Annotated in this window: 17 protein-coding genes; 16 read left to right on the top strand and 1 reads right to left on the bottom strand. The window is 70.3% G+C overall.

All coding sequences use genetic code 11. The features are described from left to right. Positions 1 to 6 precede the first annotated feature (6 nt). The 3 genes from ACFY8U_RS19400 to clpX all read left to right on the top strand — a co-directional run bounded on the left by ACFY8U_RS19400 (position 7) and on the right by clpX (position 2,789). On the top strand, positions 7 to 624 hold the full coding sequence (locus ACFY8U_RS19400) for an ATP-dependent Clp protease proteolytic subunit (protein WP_361435043.1): 618 nt from the start codon (positions 7 to 9) through the stop codon (positions 622 to 624). Between the two features lie 62 nt (positions 625 to 686). Further along, positions 687 to 1,349, top strand: coding sequence for an ATP-dependent Clp protease proteolytic subunit (locus ACFY8U_RS19405; protein WP_137994695.1), 663 nt, complete (start codon positions 687 to 689; stop codon positions 1,347 to 1,349). 156 nt (positions 1,350 to 1,505) lie between these two features. Further along, the gene (clpX, locus tag ACFY8U_RS19410; RefSeq protein WP_137989313.1) at positions 1,506 to 2,789 is read left to right on the top strand and encodes an ATP-dependent Clp protease ATP-binding subunit ClpX; all 1,284 of its coding nucleotides are present in this window, start codon (positions 1,506 to 1,508) and stop codon (positions 2,787 to 2,789) included. Between the two features lie 65 nt (positions 2,790 to 2,854). Here the strand turns inward: clpX and ACFY8U_RS19415 are convergent, their stop codons facing one another. After that, positions 2,855 to 3,817, bottom strand: a complete 963-nt coding sequence (locus tag ACFY8U_RS19415; protein WP_389571642.1) for a hypothetical protein — start codon at positions 3,815 to 3,817, stop codon at positions 2,855 to 2,857. A gap of 138 nt (positions 3,818 to 3,955) precedes the next feature. Between ACFY8U_RS19415 and ACFY8U_RS19420 the strand changes: the two genes are divergently transcribed. The 13 genes from ACFY8U_RS19420 (at position 3,956) to ACFY8U_RS19480 (ending at position 22,551) form a co-directional block, all read left to right on the top strand. Next, positions 3,956 to 6,577 (top strand): valine--tRNA ligase, encoded by a 2,622-nt coding sequence (locus ACFY8U_RS19420; protein WP_361435041.1) that lies wholly within the window; start codon positions 3,956 to 3,958, stop codon positions 6,575 to 6,577. 129 nt (positions 6,578 to 6,706) lie between these two features. After that, entirely contained in the window at positions 6,707 to 7,849 is a 1,143-nt protein-coding gene (locus tag ACFY8U_RS19425; protein WP_389571646.1) for a sensor histidine kinase, read from the top strand. Between the two features lie 135 nt (positions 7,850 to 7,984). Then, entirely contained in the window at positions 7,985 to 9,502 is a 1,518-nt protein-coding gene (locus ACFY8U_RS19430; protein ID WP_361435039.1) for a folylpolyglutamate synthase/dihydrofolate synthase family protein, read from the top strand. A gap of 6 nt (positions 9,503 to 9,508) precedes the next feature. Continuing rightward, a complete protein-coding gene (locus ACFY8U_RS19435) occupies positions 9,509 to 9,868 on the top strand; it encodes a DUF4233 domain-containing protein (protein ID WP_389571649.1) in 360 nt (119 codons plus the stop codon). 755 nt (positions 9,869 to 10,623) lie between these two features. Further along, positions 10,624 to 11,037, top strand: a complete 414-nt coding sequence (gene ndk, locus ACFY8U_RS19440) for a nucleoside-diphosphate kinase (protein WP_352187845.1) — start codon at positions 10,624 to 10,626, stop codon at positions 11,035 to 11,037. 304 nt (positions 11,038 to 11,341) lie between these two features. Next, positions 11,342 to 12,361, top strand: coding sequence for a rod shape-determining protein (locus tag ACFY8U_RS19445; RefSeq protein WP_030317599.1), 1,020 nt, complete (start codon positions 11,342 to 11,344; stop codon positions 12,359 to 12,361). A gap of 128 nt (positions 12,362 to 12,489) precedes the next feature. Further along, on the top strand, positions 12,490 to 13,506 hold the full coding sequence (mreC, locus tag ACFY8U_RS19450) for a rod shape-determining protein MreC (RefSeq protein WP_389571653.1): 1,017 nt from the start codon (positions 12,490 to 12,492) through the stop codon (positions 13,504 to 13,506). 1 nt (position 13,507) lies between these two features. After that, positions 13,508 to 14,173 carry a rod shape-determining protein MreD gene (gene mreD, locus ACFY8U_RS19455; RefSeq protein ID WP_361678546.1) on the top strand — a complete coding sequence of 222 codons (666 nt, stop codon included), beginning with the start codon at positions 13,508 to 13,510 and terminating at the stop codon, positions 14,171 to 14,173. A gap of 19 nt (positions 14,174 to 14,192) precedes the next feature. Then, positions 14,193 to 16,385 carry a penicillin-binding protein 2 gene (gene mrdA / locus ACFY8U_RS19460; protein WP_389571656.1) on the top strand — a complete coding sequence of 731 codons (2,193 nt, stop codon included), beginning with the start codon at positions 14,193 to 14,195 and terminating at the stop codon, positions 16,383 to 16,385. A 3-nt stretch (positions 16,386 to 16,388) separates the two neighbouring features. Beyond that, on the top strand, positions 16,389 to 17,588 hold the full coding sequence (gene rodA / locus ACFY8U_RS19465) for a rod shape-determining protein RodA (protein WP_389571658.1): 1,200 nt from the start codon (positions 16,389 to 16,391) through the stop codon (positions 17,586 to 17,588). Positions 17,589 to 17,694: 106 nt separating this feature from the next. Next, positions 17,695 to 19,269, top strand: coding sequence for a CHAD domain-containing protein (locus ACFY8U_RS19470; protein WP_389571661.1), 1,575 nt, complete (start codon positions 17,695 to 17,697; stop codon positions 19,267 to 19,269). A gap of 50 nt (positions 19,270 to 19,319) precedes the next feature. Then, positions 19,320 to 21,248, top strand: coding sequence for a TIGR03960 family B12-binding radical SAM protein (locus tag ACFY8U_RS19475; protein WP_361644319.1), 1,929 nt, complete (start codon positions 19,320 to 19,322; stop codon positions 21,246 to 21,248). 70 nt (positions 21,249 to 21,318) lie between these two features. After that, positions 21,319 to 22,551 (top strand): hypothetical protein, encoded by a 1,233-nt coding sequence (locus ACFY8U_RS19480; RefSeq protein ID WP_389571664.1) that lies wholly within the window; start codon positions 21,319 to 21,321, stop codon positions 22,549 to 22,551. Positions 22,552 to 22,596: the final 45 nt, after the last annotated feature.

Below are 22,596 nucleotides of genomic sequence, written 5' to 3' on the forward strand. Positions count from 1 at the left end.
GGATACGTGACGAATCTGAAGCCTTACGCCGCGGGTGAGCCGTCCATCGGTGGTGGCCTCGGCGACCATGTCTACAACCGGCTGCTCGGCGAGCGCATCATCTTCCTCGGCCAGCAGGTCGACGACGAGATCGCCAACAAGATCACCGCGCAGATGCTCCTCCTGGCCGCCGACCCGGAGAAGGACATCTACCTCTACATCAACAGCCCCGGTGGCTCGGTGACGGCCGGCATGGCCATCTACGACACCATGCAGTACATCCCGAACGACGTCGTCACCATCGGTATGGGCATGGCGGCCTCCATGGGCCAGTTCCTGCTCACCGGCGGCTCCGCCGGCAAGCGCTTCGCGCTGCCGAACACCGACGTCCTGATGCACCAGGGCTCCGCCGGCATCGGCGGTACCGCCTCGGACATCAAGATCCAGGCCGAGTACCTTCTCCGTACGAAGAAGCGCATGGCCGAGATCACCGCGCTCCACTCCGGTCAGACCGTCGAGACGATCATCCGCGACGGTGACCGCGACCGCTGGTTCACCGCGGAGGAGGCCAAGAACTACGGCCTCATCGACGACATCATCACCCACGCCGCGGGCGTTCCCGGCGGCGGCGGCACGGGCGCCTGAGCCCGGCAGCCGTTGAAGAGCCCCAGCCCCCGCCGAACGCCACCAGGACGGTGAACATCCAGATGCAGAACAACCTCTCCCCGAGCGGCCTCTACACCGGCGCGCCGATGGACAACCGGTACGTGGTCCCGCGCTTCGTCGAGCGCACCTCGCAGGGCATCCGCGAGTACGACCCGTACGCGAAGCTCTTCGAGGAGCGCGTGATCTTCCTCGGCGTGCAGATCGACGACGCCTCCGCCAACGACGTCATGGCGCAGCTGCTGTGCCTGGAGTCGATGGACCCGGACCGCGACATCTCGATCTACATCAACAGCCCCGGTGGCTCCTTCACCGCGCTGACCGCCATCTACGACACGATGCAGTTCGTGAAGCCGGACATCCAGACGGTGTGCATGGGCCAGGCGGCCTCCGCCGCGGCCGTGCTGCTCGCCGCCGGTACGCCCGGCAAGCGGATGGCCCTGCCGAACGCCCGTGTGCTGATCCACCAGCCGTCCGGCGGCACCGGCCGTGAGCAGCTCTCCGACCTGGAGATCGCGGCCAACGAGATCCTGCGCATGCGCACGCAGCTGGAGGAGATGCTGGCCAAGCACTCCTCGACGCCGATCGAGAAGATCCGCGACGACATCGAGCGGGACAAGATCCTGACCGCCGAGGACGCCCTGGCGTACGGCCTGGTCGACCAGATCGTCTCGACCCGCAAGAGCACGGCCGCCGCGGCAGCCTGACGCTCGACCTTCCCCTGGCACGGTCCGTGTGGCCGAATCACGACCATGTGAACCGTGCCAAGGGGGGCCCGAACGGGGGGCCCGGCAAGGTACCGTCGAATATGAGGCACCAGGAGTCGCTGAACCAAGCGCTCCCAGGCGAAGGGGAAGCACCTCGTGGCACGCATCGGTGATGGCGGCGATCTGCTCAAGTGCTCGTTCTGCGGAAAGAGCCAGAAGCAGGTGAAGAAGCTCATCGCGGGACCCGGTGTGTACATCTGCGATGAGTGCATCGACCTCTGCAACGAGATCATCGAGGAAGAACTCGCCGAGACGAGCGAGGTGCGGTGGGAGGAGCTCCCCAAGCCTCGCGAGATCTACGAGTTCCTCGAGGGGTACGTCGTCGGGCAGGAGCCCGCGAAGAAGGCCCTCTCGGTCGCGGTGTACAACCACTACAAGCGCGTCCAGGCCGGCGAGAACGGCGGCGGGGCGGGCCGTGACGACGCCATCGAGCTGGCGAAGTCCAACATCCTGCTGCTGGGCCCCACGGGCTCCGGCAAGACGCTCTTGGCCCAGACGCTGGCGCGCATGCTCAACGTCCCGTTCGCCATCGCCGACGCGACGGCGCTGACGGAGGCCGGGTATGTCGGCGAGGACGTCGAGAACATCCTGCTCAAGCTGATCCAGGCGGCCGACTACGACGTCAAGAAGGCCGAGACCGGGATCATCTACATCGACGAGATCGACAAGGTCGCCCGCAAGAGCGAAAACCCGTCGATCACGCGCGATGTGAGCGGTGAGGGCGTCCAGCAGGCGCTCCTCAAGATCCTGGAGGGCACCACGGCCTCCGTGCCGCCGCAGGGCGGGCGGAAGCACCCGCACCAGGAGTTCATCCAGATCGACACGACGAACGTGCTCTTCATCGTGGGCGGCGCCTTCGCCGGCCTGGAGAAGATCATCGAGTCGCGTGCGGGAGCCAAGGGCATCGGCTTCGGGGCGACGATCCGCTCCAAGCGCGAGATCGAGGCGAGCGACCAGTTCCAGGAGGTCATGCCGGAGGACCTGGTGAAGTTCGGGATGATCCCGGAGTTCATCGGCCGCCTCCCGGTCATCACCTCGGTCCACAACCTCGACCGCGAGGCCCTGCTCAAGATCCTCGTCGAGCCGCGCAACGCGCTGGTGAAGCAGTACCAGCGCCTCTTCGAACTCGACGGCGTGGAGCTGGACTTCGACCGCCCGGCCCTGGAGGCCATCGCCGACCAGGCGATCCTGCGCGGCACGGGAGCGCGTGGCCTGCGGGCCATCATGGAAGAGGTCCTGATGTCGGTGATGTACGAGGTCCCGTCCCGCAAGGACGTGGCCCGCGTGGTCATCACGGCGGACGTCGTCCACAACAACGTGAACCCGACGCTGGTACCGCGGATCGTGAAGAACGACGGGCGGCACGAGAAGAGCGCGTAAGCGCCGAAAGCAGCACGAGAGAGGGGCGCCCCCGGCCGGGGGCGCCCCTCTCTCGTGCTGCTGCGTCAGGCCTTGACGCGGACTTCCTTGCGGAACTTCGCGGTGATGCTCGCGGCGTCCTCGGGCGACGTGCCCTTGCCGCTCAGCAGGGAGGCCATGTCCATCGGCACCACGACAGCGAGCGTGCTGTGGTCGCCCCACACGCACACCGACATGGTGAACTCCTGCGGACCGGCGGCGGCACCGCTGCTGCCGCCCGTGTCGGGCTTGCTCTTGATCTGCTGGCACTTCAGGAGCCCGCTGTCGCCGAGCTCCGCGGGCTTGTACTCCTTGGGGCTGCCGAGGAGTTCGGCTTCGCCGTCCTTGCTCTTCTTGGACTCCGCCTCGATGGTCGCGAAGACGCCGTCCACGGCCTTCTCCGGATCGTCGATCTCGCCGTAGACACCGCTGAAGCTGAGCAGCTTGCCGCCGAGCGGGTTGCTCGAGTCCTTCACCTCGTAGGAGGCGTTGACGTCGGTGCCGTTCTTGACGCCGTTCTTCTCGGCGTCCTTCAGGAAGTCGTCGTCGTCGTTCGAGCTGCTGCTGCTCTTGGCGGACTTCTTGTAATCGGTGAGCACGGTGTCCGGCGTGATCAGCTTGTGGGCGCCGTCGTTCGCGACCGAAGCGCTGCCGCCGCCACCGGCGGTGAAGTACCAGGCGCCGCCCGCGATCAGGGCCAGGGCCACGACCGTCGCGCCGACGATCAGGCCCGTCTTCTTCTTCGGGGCCGGCGGCGGGGGCGGCATGTAGCCGCCGGGGGCCTGGCCGTAGGGCGGCTGCTGGGGCGGCTGACCGTACGGGCCCGGCTGCTGCTGCGGGTAGCCGTACGGCTGCTGGGGCGGCACGCCCTGGGGTGCCTGCTGCGGGTAGCCGTAGCCGGGCTGCGGCGCTTGCGGCGGCTGGCCGTACGGGCCGGGCTGGCCCGGCTGACCGTACGGTCCGGGCTGCTGAGGCTGACCGCCGTACGGACCCGGCTGGTTGTAGCTCATGGACAGGTTCCCCTCACAGGATGTTTATGCGTAGCGAACATCCTGTCGGAAGCCGTGCCCCGCAGGGGCGGCGGGGGGCACACCGTTACGGAACTATCGGGTTTCGGGACAGCCCTGTCGCACCCCTAAACTGACCCCGTGACCGAGAACACTCAGCAGCAGCCAGCAGCCAACCCCGAACTGCCGACCCAGTACGCGCCGGCCGAAGTAGAGGGGAAGCTGTACGAGCGCTGGGTAGAGCGTGGTTACTTCGAGGCCGACGCGAACAGCGACAAGCCGGCGTACACCATCGTCATCCCGCCGCCGAACGTCACCGGGTCGCTCCACCTGGGCCACGCCTTCGAGCACACGCTGATCGACGCCCTCACCCGCCGCAAGCGGATGCAGGGGTACGAGACGCTGTGGCAGCCCGGCATGGACCACGCCGGCATCGCGACCCAGAACGTCGTCGAGCGTGAGCTCGCCAAGGAGGGCAAGTCCCGCCACGACCTGGGCCGCGAGGCGTTCGTCGAGCGTGTCTGGCAGTGGAAGGCCGAGTCCGGCGGTCAGATCTCCGGCCAGATGAAGCGCCTCGGTGACGGCGTCGCCTGGTCCCGCGAGCGGTTCACCATGGACGAGGGCCTCTCGCAGGCCGTCCAGACCATCTTCAAGAAGCTGTACGACGACGAGCTGATCTACCGCGCCGAGCGCATCATCAACTGGTGCCCGCGCTGTCTGACGGCCATCTCGGACATCGAGGTCGAGTACCAGGACGACGACGGCGAGCTCGTCTCCATCCGGTACGGCGAGGGTGACGCGTCCATCGTCGTCGCCACCACCCGCGCCGAGACGATGCTCGGTGACACGGCCGTCGCCGTCCACCCGGACGACGAGCGGTACAAGCACCTCGTCGGCACCGAGATCGAGCTGCCGCTGACCGGCCGCCGGATCCCGGTCGTCGCCGACGAGCACGTCGACCCCGAGTTCGGCACCGGCGCCGTCAAGGTGACCCCGGCGCACGACCCGAACGACTTCGAGATCGGCCAGCGCCACGGCCTGCCGAACCTCGCCGTCATGGACGAGCGCGCGGTCATCACCGCCCACGGCCCCTTCCAGGGCCTGGACCGCCTGGAGGCCCGCTCCGCCATCGTCGCCGCGCTGCGCGCCGAGGGCCGGATCGTCGCCGAGAAGCGTCCGTACGTCCACTCCGTCGGCCACTGCTCGCGCTGCAAGACCACCATCGAGCCGCGCCTGTCGATGCAGTGGTGGGTCAAGGTGGGCCCGCTCGCGCAGGCCGCCGGTGACGCGGTCCGCGACGGCAAGGTCAAGATCCACCCGCAGGAGATGGAGAAGCGGTACTTCGACTGGGTCGACAACCTCCACGACTGGTGCATCTCGCGCCAGCTGTGGTGGGGCCACCGCATCCCCGTCTGGTACGGCCCGAACGGCGAGATCGTCTGCGTCGGACCGGACGAGCAGCCGCCGGCCGGCGAGGGCTGGCACCAGGACACGGACGTCCTGGACACCTGGTTCTCCTCCGGCCTGTGGCCGTTCTCCACGCTCGGCTGGCCGGAGCAGACCGAGAGCCTCGCGAAGTTCTACCCGAACTCCGTCCTGGTCACCGGCTACGACATCCTCTTCTTCTGGGTCGCCCGGATGATGATGTTCGGTCTGTACGCGATGGACGGCACCCCGCCGTTCCACACCATCGCGCTGCACGGCATGGTCCGCGACCAGTTCGGCAAGAAGATGTCGAAGTCCTTCGGCAACGCGGTCAACCCGCTGGACTGGATGGACGAGTACGGCTCCGACGCCGTCCGTTTCACCCTGGTCAACGGCGCCAACCCGGGCGTCGACGTCCCGATCGGCGAGGACTGGGTCAAGGCGTCCCGGAACTTCGCCAACAAGATCTGGAACGCCACCCGCTTCGCCCTGATGAACGGCGCGACGGTCGAGGGTCCGCTGCCGGACCCGTCGGAGATGTCGGCGACGGACCGCTGGGTCCTCTCCCGTCTCAACAAGACGGTCGCCGAGGCCGACGCGTACTACGACGACTACCAGTTCGCGAAGCTCGCCGACGCGCTCTACCACTTCGCGTGGGACGAGGTCTTCGACTGGTACGTCGAGCTGTCGAAGACCACGTTCTTCGCGGGCGGCGAGGGCGCCAAGGTCTCCGGACGGGTCCTCGGCGAGGTCCTGGACGTGATGCTGCGCCTGCTCCACCCGATCGTCCCGTTCGTCACCGAGACGCTCTGGACCACGCTCACGGGCAAGGAGTCGGTCGTCATCGCCGACTGGCCCGCCGACTCCGGTTTCCGCGACGAGGCCGCGGAGAAGGAGATCGAGCTGGTCCAGCAGGTCGTCACCGAGGTCCGCCGGTTCCGCTCGGACCAGGGTCTGCAGCCCGGCCAGAAGGTCCCGGCCCGTCTGGACCTGACCGGCACCGCTCTCGCCCCGCACGAGGCGGCCATCCGCCAGCTGCTCCGGCTCCAGCCGGAGGGCGAGGCCTTCTCCGCCACCGCCTCCCTGCCGGTCGCCGGCGCGACGGTCGCGCTCGACCTGTCCGGCACGATCGACGTGGCGGCGGAGCGCAAGCGCCTCGCGAAGGACCTCGCGGCCGCGGAGAAGGAGAAGGCCCAGGCCAACGGGAAGCTCGGCAACGAGGCGTTCCTGGCCAAGGCCCCGGACAACGTGGTCGACAAGATCCGTACGCGCCTGGCCAAGGCGGACGAGGACATCGCCCGCATCCAGGCACAGCTGGAGCGCCTGCCGCAGGCGTAGGCACCGAAGAGGGGGCCCGGAACCGATACGGTTCCGGGCCCTTCTCATTTGTCCGTAGTGCGTGATATCACACGACTTGTGACCTAGGTCATGCTCCCCGGGGCCGAAGGGCCTTGGATGATGGAAGGCATGTCCCGACTCCCCACCTTCCCCGCGCTGCGCCGCCGCGTGGACCGGTGGGCCGTCTCCCCGCCCGCCCTCGACGTCATCACCGCCGTCAGCGCCTTCGCCCTGATGGTCCTGGACGTCCCCGGCCTCGCGCGCGCCGACAACTCGCTCACCGGGGTCACCGCGACCCTCGTCCTGGCGGCCGGCGCGGCCACGCTGGTGCTGCGGCGCCGGCTGCCCTGGATCCCGTACCTCGTGGCGCTCGCGCTGATGGGCTGGCTGCACGAGCTGACGATGATTCAGTTCGCCCTGTACTCACTGGGCCGGTTCCGGGGCCGTAAGGTCGCCGTCGCCGCCACGGTGCTCTACGTGGCCGTGGCGTACGCGCTCTTCCACACCCCCGGCTGGCCCGCCCGGCACGGCGAGACGCTCAGCGACTTCCTCAGCCTCGTCGTCCCCATCGGCGTGCTCGCGGCCGGCGTCGGCATCGCCGCGTACCGGCAGGACCTGGTGCGCGCCCTGGTGTCCCAGCGCGCCGAGGCCGCGGCACGGCAGGCGGTGCAGGAGGAGCGGATCTCGGTCGGCCGGGACGTCCACGATCTGGTGGGGCGTGAACTGACCGTGCTCGCCGTGCGCGCCGAGGTGCTCGCCGTACGGGCCCGTGGCGAGGCGCACATGAAGGACTTCGAGGAGCTCGCGGACACCGCGCGGCGGGCCCACCACATGCTGAACGAGACGATCGTGCGCCGGGCGGACCACGGCGCGGCGACCCCGGGCCTCGAAGGGCTCGCCGCGCTCGCGGACGAGAGCGAGCGAATGGGCAACCCGGTCGAGCTCACGGTCGCCGAGGAGGCCAAGGCGCTCTCCCCGCTGCGGCAGGCGGCCGTCCACCGGGTGGTCCAGGAGTGCCTGACGAACGCGGCCAAGCACGCGCCGGGCCTGCCGGTGACGGTGGCGATCGCGGTGGCGGGGCAGGACCTGCGCATCGACGTCCGCAACGCCCTCCCCGAGTCCCCGCCCGACCCCGCGCCCGTCTCGACCGGCACGGGCCTGTTCTCCATGGAGGAGCGCGTCACGAGCATGGGCGGCACGCTCACCGCGGGCAGGTACGGCACCACGTACGCCGTGACGGCCCTGCTCCCGACGGGCTTCGCCCCCGCGTAGCCGACGGCACGGCCACGCGCGCGTGGAGCCGCCACCGGGCGTGGAACCGCCGGCGTGCGGGAGCCGCCGGTGGGGCGAAAGTCCCGAAAGGGGTGGGTCCACGGTCCTGTCGGTACCCCTCCGTAGACTGGGCCCGTGAGTGAGCCCCGCGACCAGTTCGACGAATCCGAGCAGTCCGACCAGTTCGACGACATCGTCGCCGCCGAGACCGACCGAGACCCTGACCTGGCGGTGATCGAGGCAGGCAGCCGCACGCTGCGCGCGCAGGCCGGTCCGCCCCAGGGCGACCCCGTGCCCGCCCGACCCGCCGACCCGGAGGTGGACAGGGCGCTGCGCGAGGTCGAGACCGAGCTGTCGTCCCGCTGGGGCGAGACCAAGCTGGAGCCCTCGGTGACGCGTATCGCGGCACTGATGGACGTCCTCGGCGAACCCCAGCGCGCGTACCCCTCGATCCACATCACCGGCACGAACGGCAAGACGTCCACGGCCCGGCTGATCGAGGCGCTTCTCGCCGCCTTCGACCTCCGCACCGGCCGGTACACCTCGCCGCACGTGCAGACCATCACCGAGCGCATCAGCCTGGACGGCGCCCCGATCTCCGCCGAGCGGTTCATCGAGACGTACCAGGACGTCAAGCCGTACGTCGAGCTGGTCGACTCCCGCGAGGAGTTCCGGCTCTCGTTCTTCGAGGTCCTCACCGGAATGGCGTACGCCGCCTTCGCGGACGCCCCGGTGGACGTGGCGGTCGTCGAGGTCGGCATGGGCGGCACCTGGGACGCTACGAACGTGATCGACGCCCAGGTCGCCGTCGTCACCCCGATCGACCTGGACCACACCGACCGGCTGGGCGGGACGCCCGGTGAGATCGCCGGCGAGAAGTCCGGGATCATCAAGCAGGGCGCGACGGTCATCCTGGCCCAGCAGCCGGTGGACGCGGCGCAGGTGATGCTGAAGAAGGCCGTCGAGGTCGACGCGACCGTGGCCCGCGAGGGCATGGAGTTCGGTGTCGCCTCCCGCGAGGTCGCGGTCGGCGGCCAGCTGCTGACGCTGCGCGGGCTCGGCGGCGAGTACGAAGAGGTCTTCCTGCCGCTGTACGGCGCGCACCAGGCGCACAACGCGGCGGTCGCCCTGGCGGCGGTCGAGGCGTTCTTCGGAATCGGCGCGGAGCACGCCCGCACCCTGGACATCGACACCGTCCGGCGGGCCTTCGCCTCCGTCTCCTCCCCGGGCCGTCTGGAGGTCGTCCGCAAGTCCCCGACGGTCGTCCTGGACGCGGCGCACAACCCGCACGGCGCGCGGGCGACGGCCGACGGCGTCAGCGAGTCGTTCGGCTTCTCCCGGCTCATCGGCGTGGTCTCCACCAGCTCCGACAAGGACGCCAAGGGGCTGCTCGAAGCGTTCGAGCCGATCTTCGCGGAGGTCGTGATCACGGCGAACTCCAGCCCGCGTGCGACGGACGTGGACGCCCTCGCGGCGATCGCGGTGGAGGTCTTCGGCGAGGACCGGGTGGTCGTCGAGCCGCGTCTGGACGACGCCATCGAGGCCGCCATCACGCTCGCGGAGGAAGAGGGCGAGTACGCCGGAGCGGGTGTGCTCGTGACCGGTTCGATCTTCACGGTCGGGGACGCCCGGCTGCTGCTCGGAAGGCGCTGAATTCGGATGCGTACGCTCTGTGCGTCGACGTTGATCGGCGAGTTCTTCGTGATCGGCTTCGCCGGGCTCGTCGCCATGAAGGACGACAGCCTGTCGATGGCCACGGTCTGGTGGGTCTGCGGCGCCGCGATGCTGCTCTCGGTCCTGCTGTGCGGGATGATCACCCGCCCGGGTGGTGTCCAGCTCGGATGGGCGCTGCAGATCGCCCTGATCGCGAGCGGCTTCGTCGTGCCGGTGATGTTCTTCCTCGGCGCGACGTTCGCGGCCCTGTGGTGGGCCTCGTGCCACTACGGCGCCAAGATCGACGAGGTCAAGGCCCGCTGGGCCGCCCAGGCGGAGACCCAGCCCGAACCAGAGGCGAGCTGAGCCCGCCGTCGCGGCCGGAGGCGCGCGCCCCGAGCCGCGGCGGCGGTGGCCCGCCGGGCCGGGCCCCCGCCGTAGCGTGCCCCCGAGCCGCCTCGCCGGGCCCGAGCCCGGCCCGAGCGGGGGCCAGCCCGAGCCCGGCGCGTCCCGGGCCGCGGCCGGGTGGCTCGCCGGGCCAGGCCCCCGCCGTAGCGCCGCCTCGCCGGGCCCGAGCCCGGCCCGAGCTGGGGTGCAGCCCGAGCCCAGCGCGTCCGGAGCCGCACCCCGGCCGAAGCGGGCCCCGGCCCCAGCCCCGGCCGGCCTCGGCCACGGCCCTGCCCGGCCCAGCCCCCGGTCCGACGCAGCCCTACTCCGGCCCCAGCCTCCGGCCCCCGGTTCGGCCCACCCTCGGCCCCAGCCTCCGGCCCGGCCCACGCCTCCAGCCCCCCGGCCCACGCCCCGGGTCCCCGGGCCCGGGCCACGCCGCGAGCCTCCGGCCCCAGCCCCCAGCCCGGCCCACGCCGCCTTCCCCCGGTCCCTGGGCCCGGCCCCCGGCCCAGCCCCGGCCCGGCCCACGCCCCCGGCCCCCGGTCCGGCCCACACCCCCGGCCCCCAGCCCCCGCCCGGCCCGCGCCCCCGGCCCGCAGCCCCCGGCTCTCCCCCTCAGCCCCGGGCGGGGCGCGCGGCGGGCTGGGGAGGGCCTGACGCTGCGTAATCGGCGGGCGGGGCGGCCCTGTAGCCTCTGAATCCCGCACACCGGATTTGAAGGAGTCTCCACCGTGAGCCAGCGCACGCTCGTCCTGCTCAAGCCCGACGCCGTCCGCCGTGGCCTGATCGGCGAGATCATCGGCCGTATCGAGCGCAAGGCGGGCTGGACCATCTCCGCGCTCGAACTGCGCGAGCTGAGCCAGGAGACGCTGGAGCAGCACTACGGCGAGCACAAGGGCAAGCCCTTCTACGAGCCGCTGATGGGCTTCATGCAGTCCGGCCCCGTCGTCGCCCTGGTCGTCGAGGGCGAGCGCGTCATCGAGGGTCTGCGGACCCTCGCCGGCCCGACCGACCCGATCGCCGCCGCCCCCGGCTCCATCCGAGGCGACTTCGGCACCATCGTCCGCGAGAACCTGATCCACGCCTCGGACTCCGAGGAGTCCGCCATTCGGGAAATGAAGATTTTCTTCCCCGGCCTGGCGTGATCCGGGGCTGACCGGTTCGGCCCGTTCTGACCTGGTGTCAGCCATCCTCCGCAACGACCTGGGGCGACCGAAGGAATTTCGGTCGCCCCAGGGCATATGAACGAAGCAATCGGGAACGCATCGCTGCGTCCTGTCGTCACCTGTACAGAGGTGGATCCACCGCGCGGTATCCGCGAGGGCGGCACTACGATGGAAAACTCCACGCCGCAGCACTCGAACACCCACCACCTCGCCTACCTGAGAAGCCGTCAACGCTCCGATTGGGAAGGCTCGACGCATCCTCATGGGAAACAAGGGGAACTCAATGTCGTTCATCGGCCGTGACATGGCTATCGACCTCGGGACTGCCAACACGCTGGTGTACGTCAGGGGGCGCGGCATCGTCCTCAACGAGCCGTCCGTCGTCGCTATCAACACCAACACCGGCGGCATCCTGGCAGTCGGCGCCGAGGCCAAGAAGATGATCGGGCGCACGCCCGGCAACATCGTGGCCGTGCGGCCCCTGAAGGACGGTGTGATCGCCGACTTCGAGATCACGGAGCGCATGCTCCGCTACTTCATCCTCAAGATCCACAAGCGCCGCTACCTGGCCCGCCCCCGGGTCGTCGTCTGCGTGCCCTCCGGCATCACCGGAGTGGAGCGCCGCGCCGTCATCGAGGCCTCGACCCAGGCCGGCGCCCGCCAGGTGCACATCATCGAGGAGCCCATGGCCGCGGCCATCGGCTCGGGCCTCCCGGTCCACGAGGCCACCGGCAACATGGTGGTCGACATCGGCGGTGGCACCACCGAGGTCGCCGTGATCTCACTGGGCGGAATCGTCACAGCACAGTCGATCCGGGTGGCCGGCGACGAGCTCGACAACGCGATCATCCAGCACATCAAGAAGGAGTACTCGCTCCTCCTCGGTGAGCGCACCGCCGAGCAGATCAAGATCACCATCGGCTCGGCCTACGACCTCGACAAGGACGAGCACACCGAGATCCGCGGCCGTGACCTCGTCTCCGGTCTGCCCAAGACCGTGGTCATCTCGGCCGCCGAGGTCCGCAAGGCCATCGAGGAGCCGGTCAACGCGATCGTCGACGCCGTGAAGACGACGCTCGACAAGTGCCCGCCCGAGCTCTCCGGTGACGTGATGGACCGCGGCATCGTTCTCACAGGTGGCGGCGCGCTGCTGCGCGGCCTGGACGAGCGGCTGCGCCGCGAGACCGGGATGCCCATCCACATCGCCGAGGACCCGCTGGACTCCGTGGCGCTGGGGTCCGGCAAGTGCGTCGAGGAGTTCGAGGCCCTCCAGCAGGTCCTGGACGCCCAGCCGCGCCGGTAACAAGTGCGCACCCATTCGCCTCGATTCCTCTGTACGGGTGGCAAGACCCCCCGTACAGAGGATCGTTGATATAACGCCACAATCCGCACGGAACAACCGAACCGACAGGAAAGGCACGGCCGCCGCACGTGAGGGACACACGAGAGAGCCGGCTGCTCCTGGTGCTGCTGATCGCCATCGCGTTCGCACTGATCACGGTGGACATCCGCGGCGGCGAGGAGTCACCGGTCGACGGCGCCCGGCAGGCAGCCGCAGCGGTCTTCGGCCCGGTCGAGAACGGGGTCGCGTCCGCCGTCGATCCCATCGGCAACGCCATAGGAGCGGTACGCGACTCCGGCGAACGGCACGACCGCATCGCCGCCCTGGAGCGCGAGAACGCCGCCCTCAAGGCCAAGCTCGGCAGCGACGACCGCAACCGCAGCCGCGTCCGCGAGCTGGACACCCTGCTCAAGACGGCCGGCGCAGGCCAGTACGGCATCAAGGGCGCCGAGGTCATCGCCATAGGAGCCGCCCAGGGCTTCTCCTGGACCGTCACCATCGACGCCGGCGCCAACGACGGCATCGAGCGGGACATGACCGTACTGAACGGCTCCGGTCTCGTCGGCCGCGTGACCACCGTCGGGCCCTCCACCGCGACCGTCCTGCTCGCCAACGACCCCGACTTCACCGTCGGCACCCGGATGGAGAACTCGGACGAGCTCGGCTTCGCCACCGGCCAGGGCAACGGCCCGCTCCTCGTCCAGCTCCTCAACGGCAAGGCGAAGGTGAAGCCCGGAGACCGGCTCGTCACCTTCGGCTCGCAGGCGAACAAGCCCTTCGTGCCCGGCGTGCCGGTCGGCGAGATCGTCCGCGTCGACCCGCTGGGCGGCGGTCTGACCCGCAACGTCTACGTCCGCCCGTACGTCGGCTTCTCCAAGCTCGACATCGTCGGCGTCGTCGTCCAGGCCCCGCGCACCAACCCCCGCGACATGGTCCTGCCGCCCAAGCCCAAGCCGGCCCCGACCGTCACCGTCACGGTCACCCCGCCGCCACCCGAGGGGGAGCAGCCGCAGGGGGTGTCGGGGAACCAGCAGCCGGGGCAGCAGCAGCCGGGACGAGAACAGCAGCCGGGGCAGAAGCCCGAGAACGAGCAGCAGGGGGAATGACGTGAAGTTCAACCGGATCCTGCTCTCCAGCACCCTCGTCGTCGTCGCCCTGGTCATCCAGGTCTCCGTCCTCGCCCGCCTCCAGCTCCCCGGCGCGGTGCCCGACCTCGTCCTGCTGACCGTCCTGGGCCTCGCACTCGTGTACGGGCCGGTCAGCGGCTCCCTCATCGGCTTCGGGGCCGGACTCCTCTCCGACCTCGCCCCGCCCGCCGACCACGCCGCCGGCCGCTACGCCCTGGTCCTCTGCGTCATCGGCTACCTCGCCGGACTCGCCCGTCCCGACAACGGCAAGCTGAAGTCCGCCAGCGGCCCGATGGCCGTCGTCGTCGCCGCGGCCCTCGGCTCGACCCTGCTGTACGCGGGTGTCGGCGCCCTCGTCGGCGACACCGCCGCCCGCCATGTCGGCCTCGGCTTCCTGCTGTTCACCGCGGCGATCTACGACCTCCTCCTCGCGCCCTTCACGGTGCCGCTGATCATGGCGCTGGCCCGGCGCGCGGAGAACGACCCGCTCGCCGACACCTCCGGTGGCGCGACCGACGTCGCCTCCGGCTGGCTCAGCTCGGGCACGGGCCTCCAGATCGGCAGCCAGCGCGGCGGCCTGCGCGTCAAGGCCGCCCGTACGAGAGCGGCACGCGCCGGACGCATCAAGGGAGTCAAGCGACTGTGACCGAGGGGGCACCGGCAGCATGAGCAACATCCCGGAGACCGGACGGACCCCCAGGGTCCAGATCCGTCTCGTCATCATCCAGATCCTCGTCTTCTCCCTCCTGCTCACTCTCGGCGGACGCCTCTGGTACCTCCAGATCCGCAACGGCAAGGAGTACACCGACCAGGCGAAGAGCAACCACGTCCAGCGGGTCGTCCAGCCCGCCGTCCGCGGCTCGATCCTCGACGCGCGCGGCGTGCCGCTCGCCGACAACGAGACCCGGCTCGTGGTCTCCGCGTCCCGCACCGAGCTGATGAAGATGAAGGACGACGGCAAGGGCGTCCTCACCCGCCTCGCGGGCGTCCTGGGCATGGAGCCCAAGGAGGTCATGGACAAGGTCCGGCTCTGCGACTCCCAGACCCCGCAGCCCTGCTGGAACGGTTCCCCCTACCAGCCGATCCCGATCACCGACGAGGCCACCACGCAGCAGGCGCTGCGGATCCGGGAGAGCACCGAGGACTTCCCCGGCATCACCGCCGAACTGGCCGCCGTACGCCGCTACACGGCGCCCGGCGACGCCCGCACCGCGCAGGTCCTCGGCTACCTCTCGCCGGTCACCGACGAGGAGATCCAGAAGGCCAAGGACACCGACTCGCCGTATCTGCGCTCCGACCAGATCGGCCGCTCCGGCATCGAGCGCACCTACGACAAGGAGCTGCGCGGCAAGGCCGGCGTCACGTCGTACGAGGTCGACAAGGTCGGCCGTGTCATGGGCCAGACCCAGTCCGATCCCGGCGTGCCCGGCTCCACCCTCGTCACCAGCATCGACGCCCGGGTCCAGTCGGTCGCCGAGTACGAACTCCACCAGGCGATGAAGACGGTCCGGGGCGAGACCGACAAGATCACCGGCCGGAAGTACGAGGCCGACGCCGGTGCCGTCGTCGTGATGGAGTCCAGGACGGGCCGCGTCGTCGCGATGGCCTCCCAGCCCGACTACGACCCGAACGCCTGGGTCGGCGGCATCTCCGGCAAGGACTACGCCCGGCTCACCAGCAAGGACTCCAACTACCCGCTGCTCAACCGAGCCATCCAGGGGCAGGCGCCCGCCGGCTCCGTCTTCAAGGTGGTGTCGGCGAGCGCGGCCGTACGGGCCGGCTACGACTTCAACGACAAGTACCTCTGCAGCAGCTCCTACAGCATGGGCAACCGGAGCTTCGCGAACTTCGAGTCCCAGGGGCACGGCCCCATCACCCTCGGCGACGCCCTCAAGTACTCCTGCAACACCGTCTTCTACCGTCTCGGCCACCAGGAGTGGAACCGCGACGGCGGCCTCAAGCCGAAGAAGGACGCCCACGACTGGTTCTACCGGACCGCCCGTGACTTCGGCTTCGGCTCCGAGACCGGCATCGACGTGCCGAACGAGGTCGCGGGCCGCATCCCGGACCGCCAGTGGAAGCAGAAGTTCTGGGAGGCCAACAAGGACGCCTGGTGCGATCAGGGCAAGAAGGGAGGCACCTACGTCGAGCAGATCGCCTATGAGAGCTGCCTCGAGGGCAACCAGCTGAAGGCCTACGACAGCATCAACTTCTCCATCGGCCAGGGCGACGTCCTCATCACGCCCGTCCAGCTGGCCACCGCCTACGCGGCGATCAGCAACGGCGGCACCCTCTATAACCCCACCATCGGCAAGGCCGTGATCAGCCCCGACGGCAAGTCGGTCAAGGAGATCAAGCCCAAGGCCCACGGCAGGCTCCCGGTCGACGCCCAGACGATCAAGAACCTCGACAAGGGCCTGCGCTCCGTCGTGGAGCCCGGCGGCACCGCCGCCTGGCGGTTCGGCGGCTGGCCGCAGGACAAGATCCCGATGCGCGCCAAGACCGGTACCGCCCAGGTCTACGGCAAGCAGACCACCTCCTGGTTCGCCACGTACACCGACGACTACACGATCGTCATGACGATCTCCCAGGGTGGTACGGGCTCCGGCGCCTCCGGCCCCGCCGTGCGCAACATCTACGACGCCCTCTACGGCCTCGACGACGCGGGCAACCAGGACCTCAAGCGCGCCCTCCTGCCCCAGCCGCAGAAGACGCTGCCGAAGGTCCAGCCGGACGGCTCCATCGACGCGCCGGACATCAAGCCGTACGACCCCAAGTCGCAGCTCGTCGACGCCTCCGGGACGGGTGACGGAGAACAGCCACTCGCGGGGCCGCCGCCCGGCAGGACGGGAGACTGACCGATGACCGCACCCCACGGCTTCTCCGTCTCCCGCTACGCCCCCGAACGCGGTCCGATCGCCAAGCTCACCGCCCGCGACTCGATGCTGCGCCGGCTGGACTGGCCGATCCTCCTCTCCAGCCTCGCGCTGTCGTTCCTCGGCTCCCTGCTCGTCTGGTCCGCCACCCGCGGCCGAACCGAGCTGAACCAGGGCGACCCGTACTACTTCCTCTTCCGGCACGCCCTGAACACCGGCATCGGGCTCGCCCTGATGATCGGCACCATCTGGCTCGGCCACCGCACCCTGCGCGGCGCCGTGCCGGTCCTGTACGGCATCTCGATCCTGCTGATCCTCGCCGTCCTCACCCCGCTCGGCGCCACCATCAACGGCGCCCACGCGTGGATCGTGATCGGCGGCGGCTTCTCGCTCCAGCCCAGCGAGTTCGTGAAGATCACGATCATCCTGATCATGGCGGTGCTGCTCGCCGCCAAGGTCGACGCCGGCGACCAGGCGTATCCCGACCACCGGACTGTCGCCAAGGCCCTGGCTCTCGCCGCGCTGCCCATGGCGATCGTCATGCTGATGCCGGACCTCGGCTCGGTGATGGTCATGGCGGTGATCGTCCTCGGCGTGCTCCTCGCCTCCGGCGCCTCCAACCGCTGGGTCCTCGGCCTCATCGGCGCCGGCGTGGCGGGCGCGGTCGCGGTCACCGCGCTCGGCCTGCTCGACGAGTACCAGCTCAACCGCTTCGCCGCCTTCGCCAACCCCGAGCTCGACCCGGCGGGGGTCGGCTACAACACCAACCAGGCGCGCATCGCGATCGGCTCCGGCGGGCTCTACGGCGCGGGGCTGTTCAACGGCCACCAGACCAGCGGCCAGTTCGTACCCGAACAGCAGACCGACTTCATCTTCAGCGTCGCCGGCGAGGAGCTCGGGTTCCTCGGCGGCGGACTGATCATCCTGCTGATCGGCGTGATCCTCTGGCGGGCCTGCCGGATCGCCCGGGAGACCACGGAGCTGTACGGAACGATCGTCGCGGCCGGGATCATCGCCTGGTTCGCCTTCCAGTCCTTCGAGAACATCGGCATGGCGCTCGGCATCATGCCGGTGGCCGGTCTGCCGCTGCCGTTCGTGTCGTACGGAGGCTCGTCGATGTTCGCGGTGTGGGTGGCGATCGGACTGCTCCAGTCGATCAGGGTCCAGCGGCCGATGACGGCATAGCCCGCCGCGTCGGCAGCGGCCGGGACGGCCGAATCGTCACCAGCTGGTCACCTCTTGGGCTCAAGGCGGTCTGCCCTTCCGTTCACTTCACGTCTAGATTCGATTCATGGCGGAGACGAAGCGTGAGATCGAGCGGAAGTACGAAGCCACCGAGAAGACGGGACTCCCGGACCTGACGCGGTCGGCCGGGGTCGCGTCGGTCGTGGACCAGGGCGTCGCCGAACTCGACGCCGTCTACTACGACACGGCCGACCTGCGGCTGGCCGCGGACTCCCTGACCCTGCGCCGCCGCACCGGCGGCGACGACGAGGGCTGGCACCTCAAATTCCCGGTCTCCTCCGGGATCCGCGACGAGATCAGGGCCCCGCTCGCCGACACCCTCCCGAAGCCCCTGGCGGGGCTCCTGCGCTCCCGCATCCGCGACGAGGACGTCGTCCCCGTCGTACGCCTCCGCTCCTCCCGGAAGGTCCAGCACCTCATGGACGAGTCGGGTGCCCTGCTGGCGGAGGTCTCGGTCGACACGGTCCACGCCGAGCGCCTCCCGAAGGGCCCGGACGCCTCCTGGACGGAGATCGAGGTCGAGCTCGCGGACGACGTGGACCCCGCGGTCCTCGACGCGGTCGAGAAGCGCCTCAAGAAGGCGGGCATCCGCCCGTCGTCGGCGCCGTCGAAACTGGCGCGGGCCCTGGAGGAGACGACGGAATCCGCGGCCGACGGAACCGACGCGCTTCAGGCCGACGCATCCGCAGCCGAAAAAACCGCGTCCGGCCCTCCCCGGACCGACCGGCCGGGCGATGACACCGCAGGGGGCCGGGTCCTCGCCTACGTACGGGAACAGGTCGAGGCGATCATCGCCCTCGACCCCGCCGTCCGCCGCGACCTCCCCGACGCCGTCCACCAGATGCGAGTCGCCTGCCGCCGCCTGCGCAGCGCCTGCAAGACGTACCGGAAGGTCCTCGACCGCACCGTCACCGACCCCATCGGCGACGAGCTCAAGTGGCTCGCCGGAGAACTCGGCCACGCCCGCGACCAGGAAGTCCTCGCCGCACGCCTGCGTACCCGCGTCGACGCCATTCCCGACACCCTCCTCCTCGGCCCCGTCCACGCCCGCCTGCGGCTCTGGGACACGGCCGCCGGCGCCGACGCCCGCCGCAAGGCCCTCGCCGCCCTCGACTCCGACCGCCACCTCGCGCTCCTCGCCACCCTCGACGCGCTCCTCGCGGACCCGCCCCTCCGCAAGGCCGCCACCGACGCCCCGGGACCCGTCCTCGCCCGCGCGGTCCTCAAGGACTACGACCGCCTCGCCCGCCGCGTCGACCACGCCCTCGCCGAAGCGCCGGGCCACGCCCGCGACCTCGCGATGCACGAGGCCCGCAAGGCGGCCAAGCGCGCCCGCTACGCCGCCGACGCCGCCCGCCCCACGCTCGGCAAACCGGCCAAGCGCTTCTCCAAGCGCATGAAGGCCGTCCAGAGCCTCCTCGGCGACCACCAGGACAGCGTCGTCGCCCGCGAGACCCTCCGCGGCCTCGCGATCCAGGCGCACGCGGCCGGCGAGTCCGCCTTCACCTGGGGACTCCTCCACGGCCAGGAGGAGGCGGCCGGCACGGACCGCGAGCGCGAGTTCCCCCAGGTCTGGGCCAAGGCGTCGGCCCCGGAACTGAGGGCGGCACTGACCCGCTGAGCACCGGGTACGCTTGAGAGTCGCCCCCTGCCAGCTCACGAAGGTTCGAGATGTCTGCTGCCGAGTCTGTCTTCCCGCAGCTCGAAGCTCTGCTCCCGCACGTGCAGAAGCCGATTCAGTACGTCGGTGGAGAGCTGAACTCCACGGTCAAGCCGTGGGAGTCCGCCGACGTCCGCTGGGCGCTCATGTACCCGGACGCGTACGAGGTGGGTCTGCCCAACCAGGGCGTCATGATCCTCTACGAGGTACTGAACGAGCGCGAGGGCGTCCTGGCCGAGCGCACGTACAGCGTGTGGCCGGACCTCGAAGAGCTGATGCGTGAGCACGGCGTGCCGCAGTTCACGGTCGACAGCCACCGTCCGGTCGGCGCGTTCGACGTCTTCGGCCTGAGCTTCTCCACCGAGCTCGGCTACACCAACATGCTGACCGCCCTCGACCTGGCGGGCATCCCGCTGGAGTCGAAGGACCGCACCGTCGACCACCCGATCGTGCTCGCCGGCGGCCACGCCGCCTTCAACCCCGAGCCGATCGCGGACTTCATCGACGCGGCGATCATCGGCGACGGCGAGCAGGCCGTCCTCGACATGACCGAGATCATCCGCGCGTGGAAGGCGGAAGGCCGCCCCGGCGGCCGCGAGGAGGTCCTCCTCCGGCTCGCCAAGACCGGATCGGTCTACATCCCGGGCTTCTACGACGTGGAGTACCTGGCCGACGGCCGGATCGCCCGCGTCGTCCCGAACCGCTCCGGCGTGCCGTGGCGCGTGTCCAAGCACACCGTCATGGACCTCGACGAGTGGCCCTACCCCAAGCAGCCGCTGGTCCCGCTCGCCGAGACGGTCCACGAGCGGATGTCCGTCGAGATCTTCCGCGGCTGCACCCGCGGCTGCCGTTTCTGCCAGGCCGGCATGATCACGCGCCCCGTGCGGGAGCGAAGCATCACCGGCATCGGCGAGATGGTCGAGAAGGGTCTCAAGGCCACGGGCTTCGAGGAGGTCGGCCTCCTCTCCCTCTCCTCCGCGGACCACACCGAGATCGGTGACATCGCGAAGGGCCTGGCGGACCGGTACGAAGAGGACAAGATCGGCCTCTCCCTGCCGTCCACCCGCGTCGACGCCTTCAACGTGGACCTCGCGAACGAGCTGACCCGCAACGGCCGCCGTTCGGGCCTCACCTTCGCCCCCGAGGGCGGCTCCGAGCGCATGCGCAAGGTCATCAACAAGATGGTCTCGGAGGAGGACCTGATCCGGACCGTCTCGACGGCGTACGGCAACGGCTGGCGCCAGGTGAAGCTGTACTTCATGTGCGGCCTGCCGACCGAGACGGACGAGGACGTCCTCCAGATCGGCGACATGGCGGTCAAGGTCATCGCCGAGGGCCGCAAGGTCTCCGGCCAGAACGACATCCGCTGCACGGTCTCCATCGGCGGCTTCGTCCCGAAGCCCCACACCCCCTTCCAGTGGGCGCCGCAGCTGTCGGCGGAGGAGACGGACGCGCGCCTGGAGAAGCTCCGGGACAAGATCCGCGGCGACAAGAAGTACGGCCGCTCGATCGGCTTCCGCTACCACGACGGCAAGCCCGGCATCGTCGAGGGCCTGCTCTCGCGCGGCGACCGGCGGATCGGCGCCGTCATCCGCGCGGTGTACGAGGACGGCGGCCGCTTCGACGGCTGGCGCGAGCACTTCTCGTACGACCGCTGGATGGCGTGCGCGGACAAGACGCTGCCCGCCATGGGCGTCGACGTCGCCTGGTACACCACGCGTGAGCGCACGTACGAGGAGGTCCTGCCCTGGGACCACCTGGACTCCGGTCTCGACAAGGACTGGCTCTGGGAGGACTGGCAGGACGCCCTCGACGAGACCGAGGTCGAGGACTGCCGCTGGACACCGTGCTTCGACTGCGGCGTGTGCCCGCAGATGGACACGCACATCCAGATCGGCCCGACGGGTCAGAAGCTGCTGCCGCTGACGGTCGTCAAGTAGCCGCGTAACACTCCGGCGACGGCCCGGCGTGAGGGGAAACCCTTCGCCGGGCCGTCGCGTCATGTCCGGCATGAGCATGGAGAAGTCCCAGCCACGGCCGGCCGAGCCGGAGGGCTGTCTGACGGCGGTCATCAGGATTCCGGTGCGGATCGTGGTGCTGGTGATCGTCGTTCCTGTGCGGATGGTGTGGGACGTGCTGGTCGTCTGCGCCCGCGCCCTCGACCGCACGGTCCTGCGTCCGACGGGCCGCGCGCTGGCCTGGCTGGGGAGGGCGCTGTTCGTATGGCCGTGGGTGTGGCTGTGGCGTCGGATCGTGCTGCCGGTCGTGCGTCACGCGCTCGTCGTTCCCGCCGTGTGGCTGTACCGGCAGGTCCTGACTCCGCTGGGGCACGGGCTGACCTGGCTGGTCACCACGGTGGGGCGGGGCCTCGGCATCGCCGCCGGCTGGTTGGGCAGGGCGCTGTTCGTGTGGCCCTGGGTGGCCCTGTGGCGGTACGTGATCGTCCCGGTCGCCCGCTACGGGATCGGGGTTCCCGCCGCATGGGTGTACCGGTGGATCCTCACCCCGCTCGGTGCCGGCGTCGCGTTCCTGGTCGCCGGGCTGTGGCAGTACGTCGTCGTCCCGGCGGCCCGCTACGGCATCGCGCTGCCGGTCGCCTGGCTCTACCGCCACGTCCTCACCCCGCTCGGACACGGTCTGGCCTGGGTGTTCACGGGCCTGTGGCGCGGACTCGTCGTGGTGGGTGCCGGGGCGTGGGCCGGGGTCGTCCTGCTCGGCAAGGCCGTTTTCGTGTGGCCGTGGGTCGCGTTGTGGCGGTACTTCGTCGTGCCCGTCGTGCGGTACGCGATCGTCGTCCCACTCGTCTGGCTGTACCGCCGTGTCCTCACCCCGGTCGGGCGCGAGCTCGTCGACGCGCTGCGGGTCTGCTGGCGGGTCGCCGGGTTCGTCTCCCGGGCCGTCGGGCGCGCCCTCAAGTGGGTCGCCTGGAATCTGCTCGGGCGCCCCACCGTCTGGTTCTACCGGAGTGTCTGCGCCCCCGTGGGGCACTGGGTCCGCGACCAGGTCTGGGCGCCGGTGCGGCGGGCGGCCGTCGGGGCCGGGCGGGCCGCGCGGGAGGCCCTCGCCGCGGCGCGCGCGACCGTGCGGCAGGCGCGCAGGGACGCGTGGCGTGCGCTGGTCGGGGGACCCCGGGTGACCGAGCCTGTGGAACCGGTGGTGGCCTCTGCGCGTACTCTGGGTAGTACAACAACCGCCTCCGGCGCGGCGCCCGCACCCGAGATCTCCCTGCGAAAGCGGGGGTGAGCCGGTCGGGCCCCCCAGAGGCCACCCGTATTTCGTGGGCGGCGC

Source organism: Streptomyces sp. NPDC012508 (genome assembly GCF_042902595.1).
Lineage (GTDB): Bacteria > Actinomycetota > Actinomycetes > Streptomycetales > Streptomycetaceae > Streptomyces.

Coding starts and splice junctions, on each gene's coding strand:
- ACFY8U_RS19405 (WP_137994695.1), top strand. CDS start 687: ATGCAGAACAACCTCTCCCCGAGCGGCCTCTACACCGGCGCGCCGATG.
- ACFY8U_RS19415 (WP_389571642.1), bottom strand. CDS start 3,817: ATGAGCTACAACCAGCCGGGTCCGTACGGCGGTCAGCCTCAGCAGCCC.
- ACFY8U_RS19425 (WP_389571646.1), top strand. CDS start 6,707: ATGTCCCGACTCCCCACCTTCCCCGCGCTGCGCCGCCGCGTGGACCGG.
- ACFY8U_RS19435 (WP_389571649.1), top strand. CDS start 9,509: ATGCGTACGCTCTGTGCGTCGACGTTGATCGGCGAGTTCTTCGTGATC.
- ACFY8U_RS19445 (WP_030317599.1), top strand. CDS start 11,342: ATGTCGTTCATCGGCCGTGACATGGCTATCGACCTCGGGACTGCCAAC.
- mrdA (WP_389571656.1), top strand. CDS start 14,193: ATGAGCAACATCCCGGAGACCGGACGGACCCCCAGGGTCCAGATCCGT.
- rodA (WP_389571658.1), top strand. CDS start 16,389: ATGACCGCACCCCACGGCTTCTCCGTCTCCCGCTACGCCCCCGAACGC.
- ACFY8U_RS19470 (WP_389571661.1), top strand. CDS start 17,695: ATGGCGGAGACGAAGCGTGAGATCGAGCGGAAGTACGAAGCCACCGAG.
- ACFY8U_RS19475 (WP_361644319.1), top strand. CDS start 19,320: ATGTCTGCTGCCGAGTCTGTCTTCCCGCAGCTCGAAGCTCTGCTCCCG.
- ACFY8U_RS19480 (WP_389571664.1), top strand. CDS start 21,319: ATGAGCATGGAGAAGTCCCAGCCACGGCCGGCCGAGCCGGAGGGCTGT.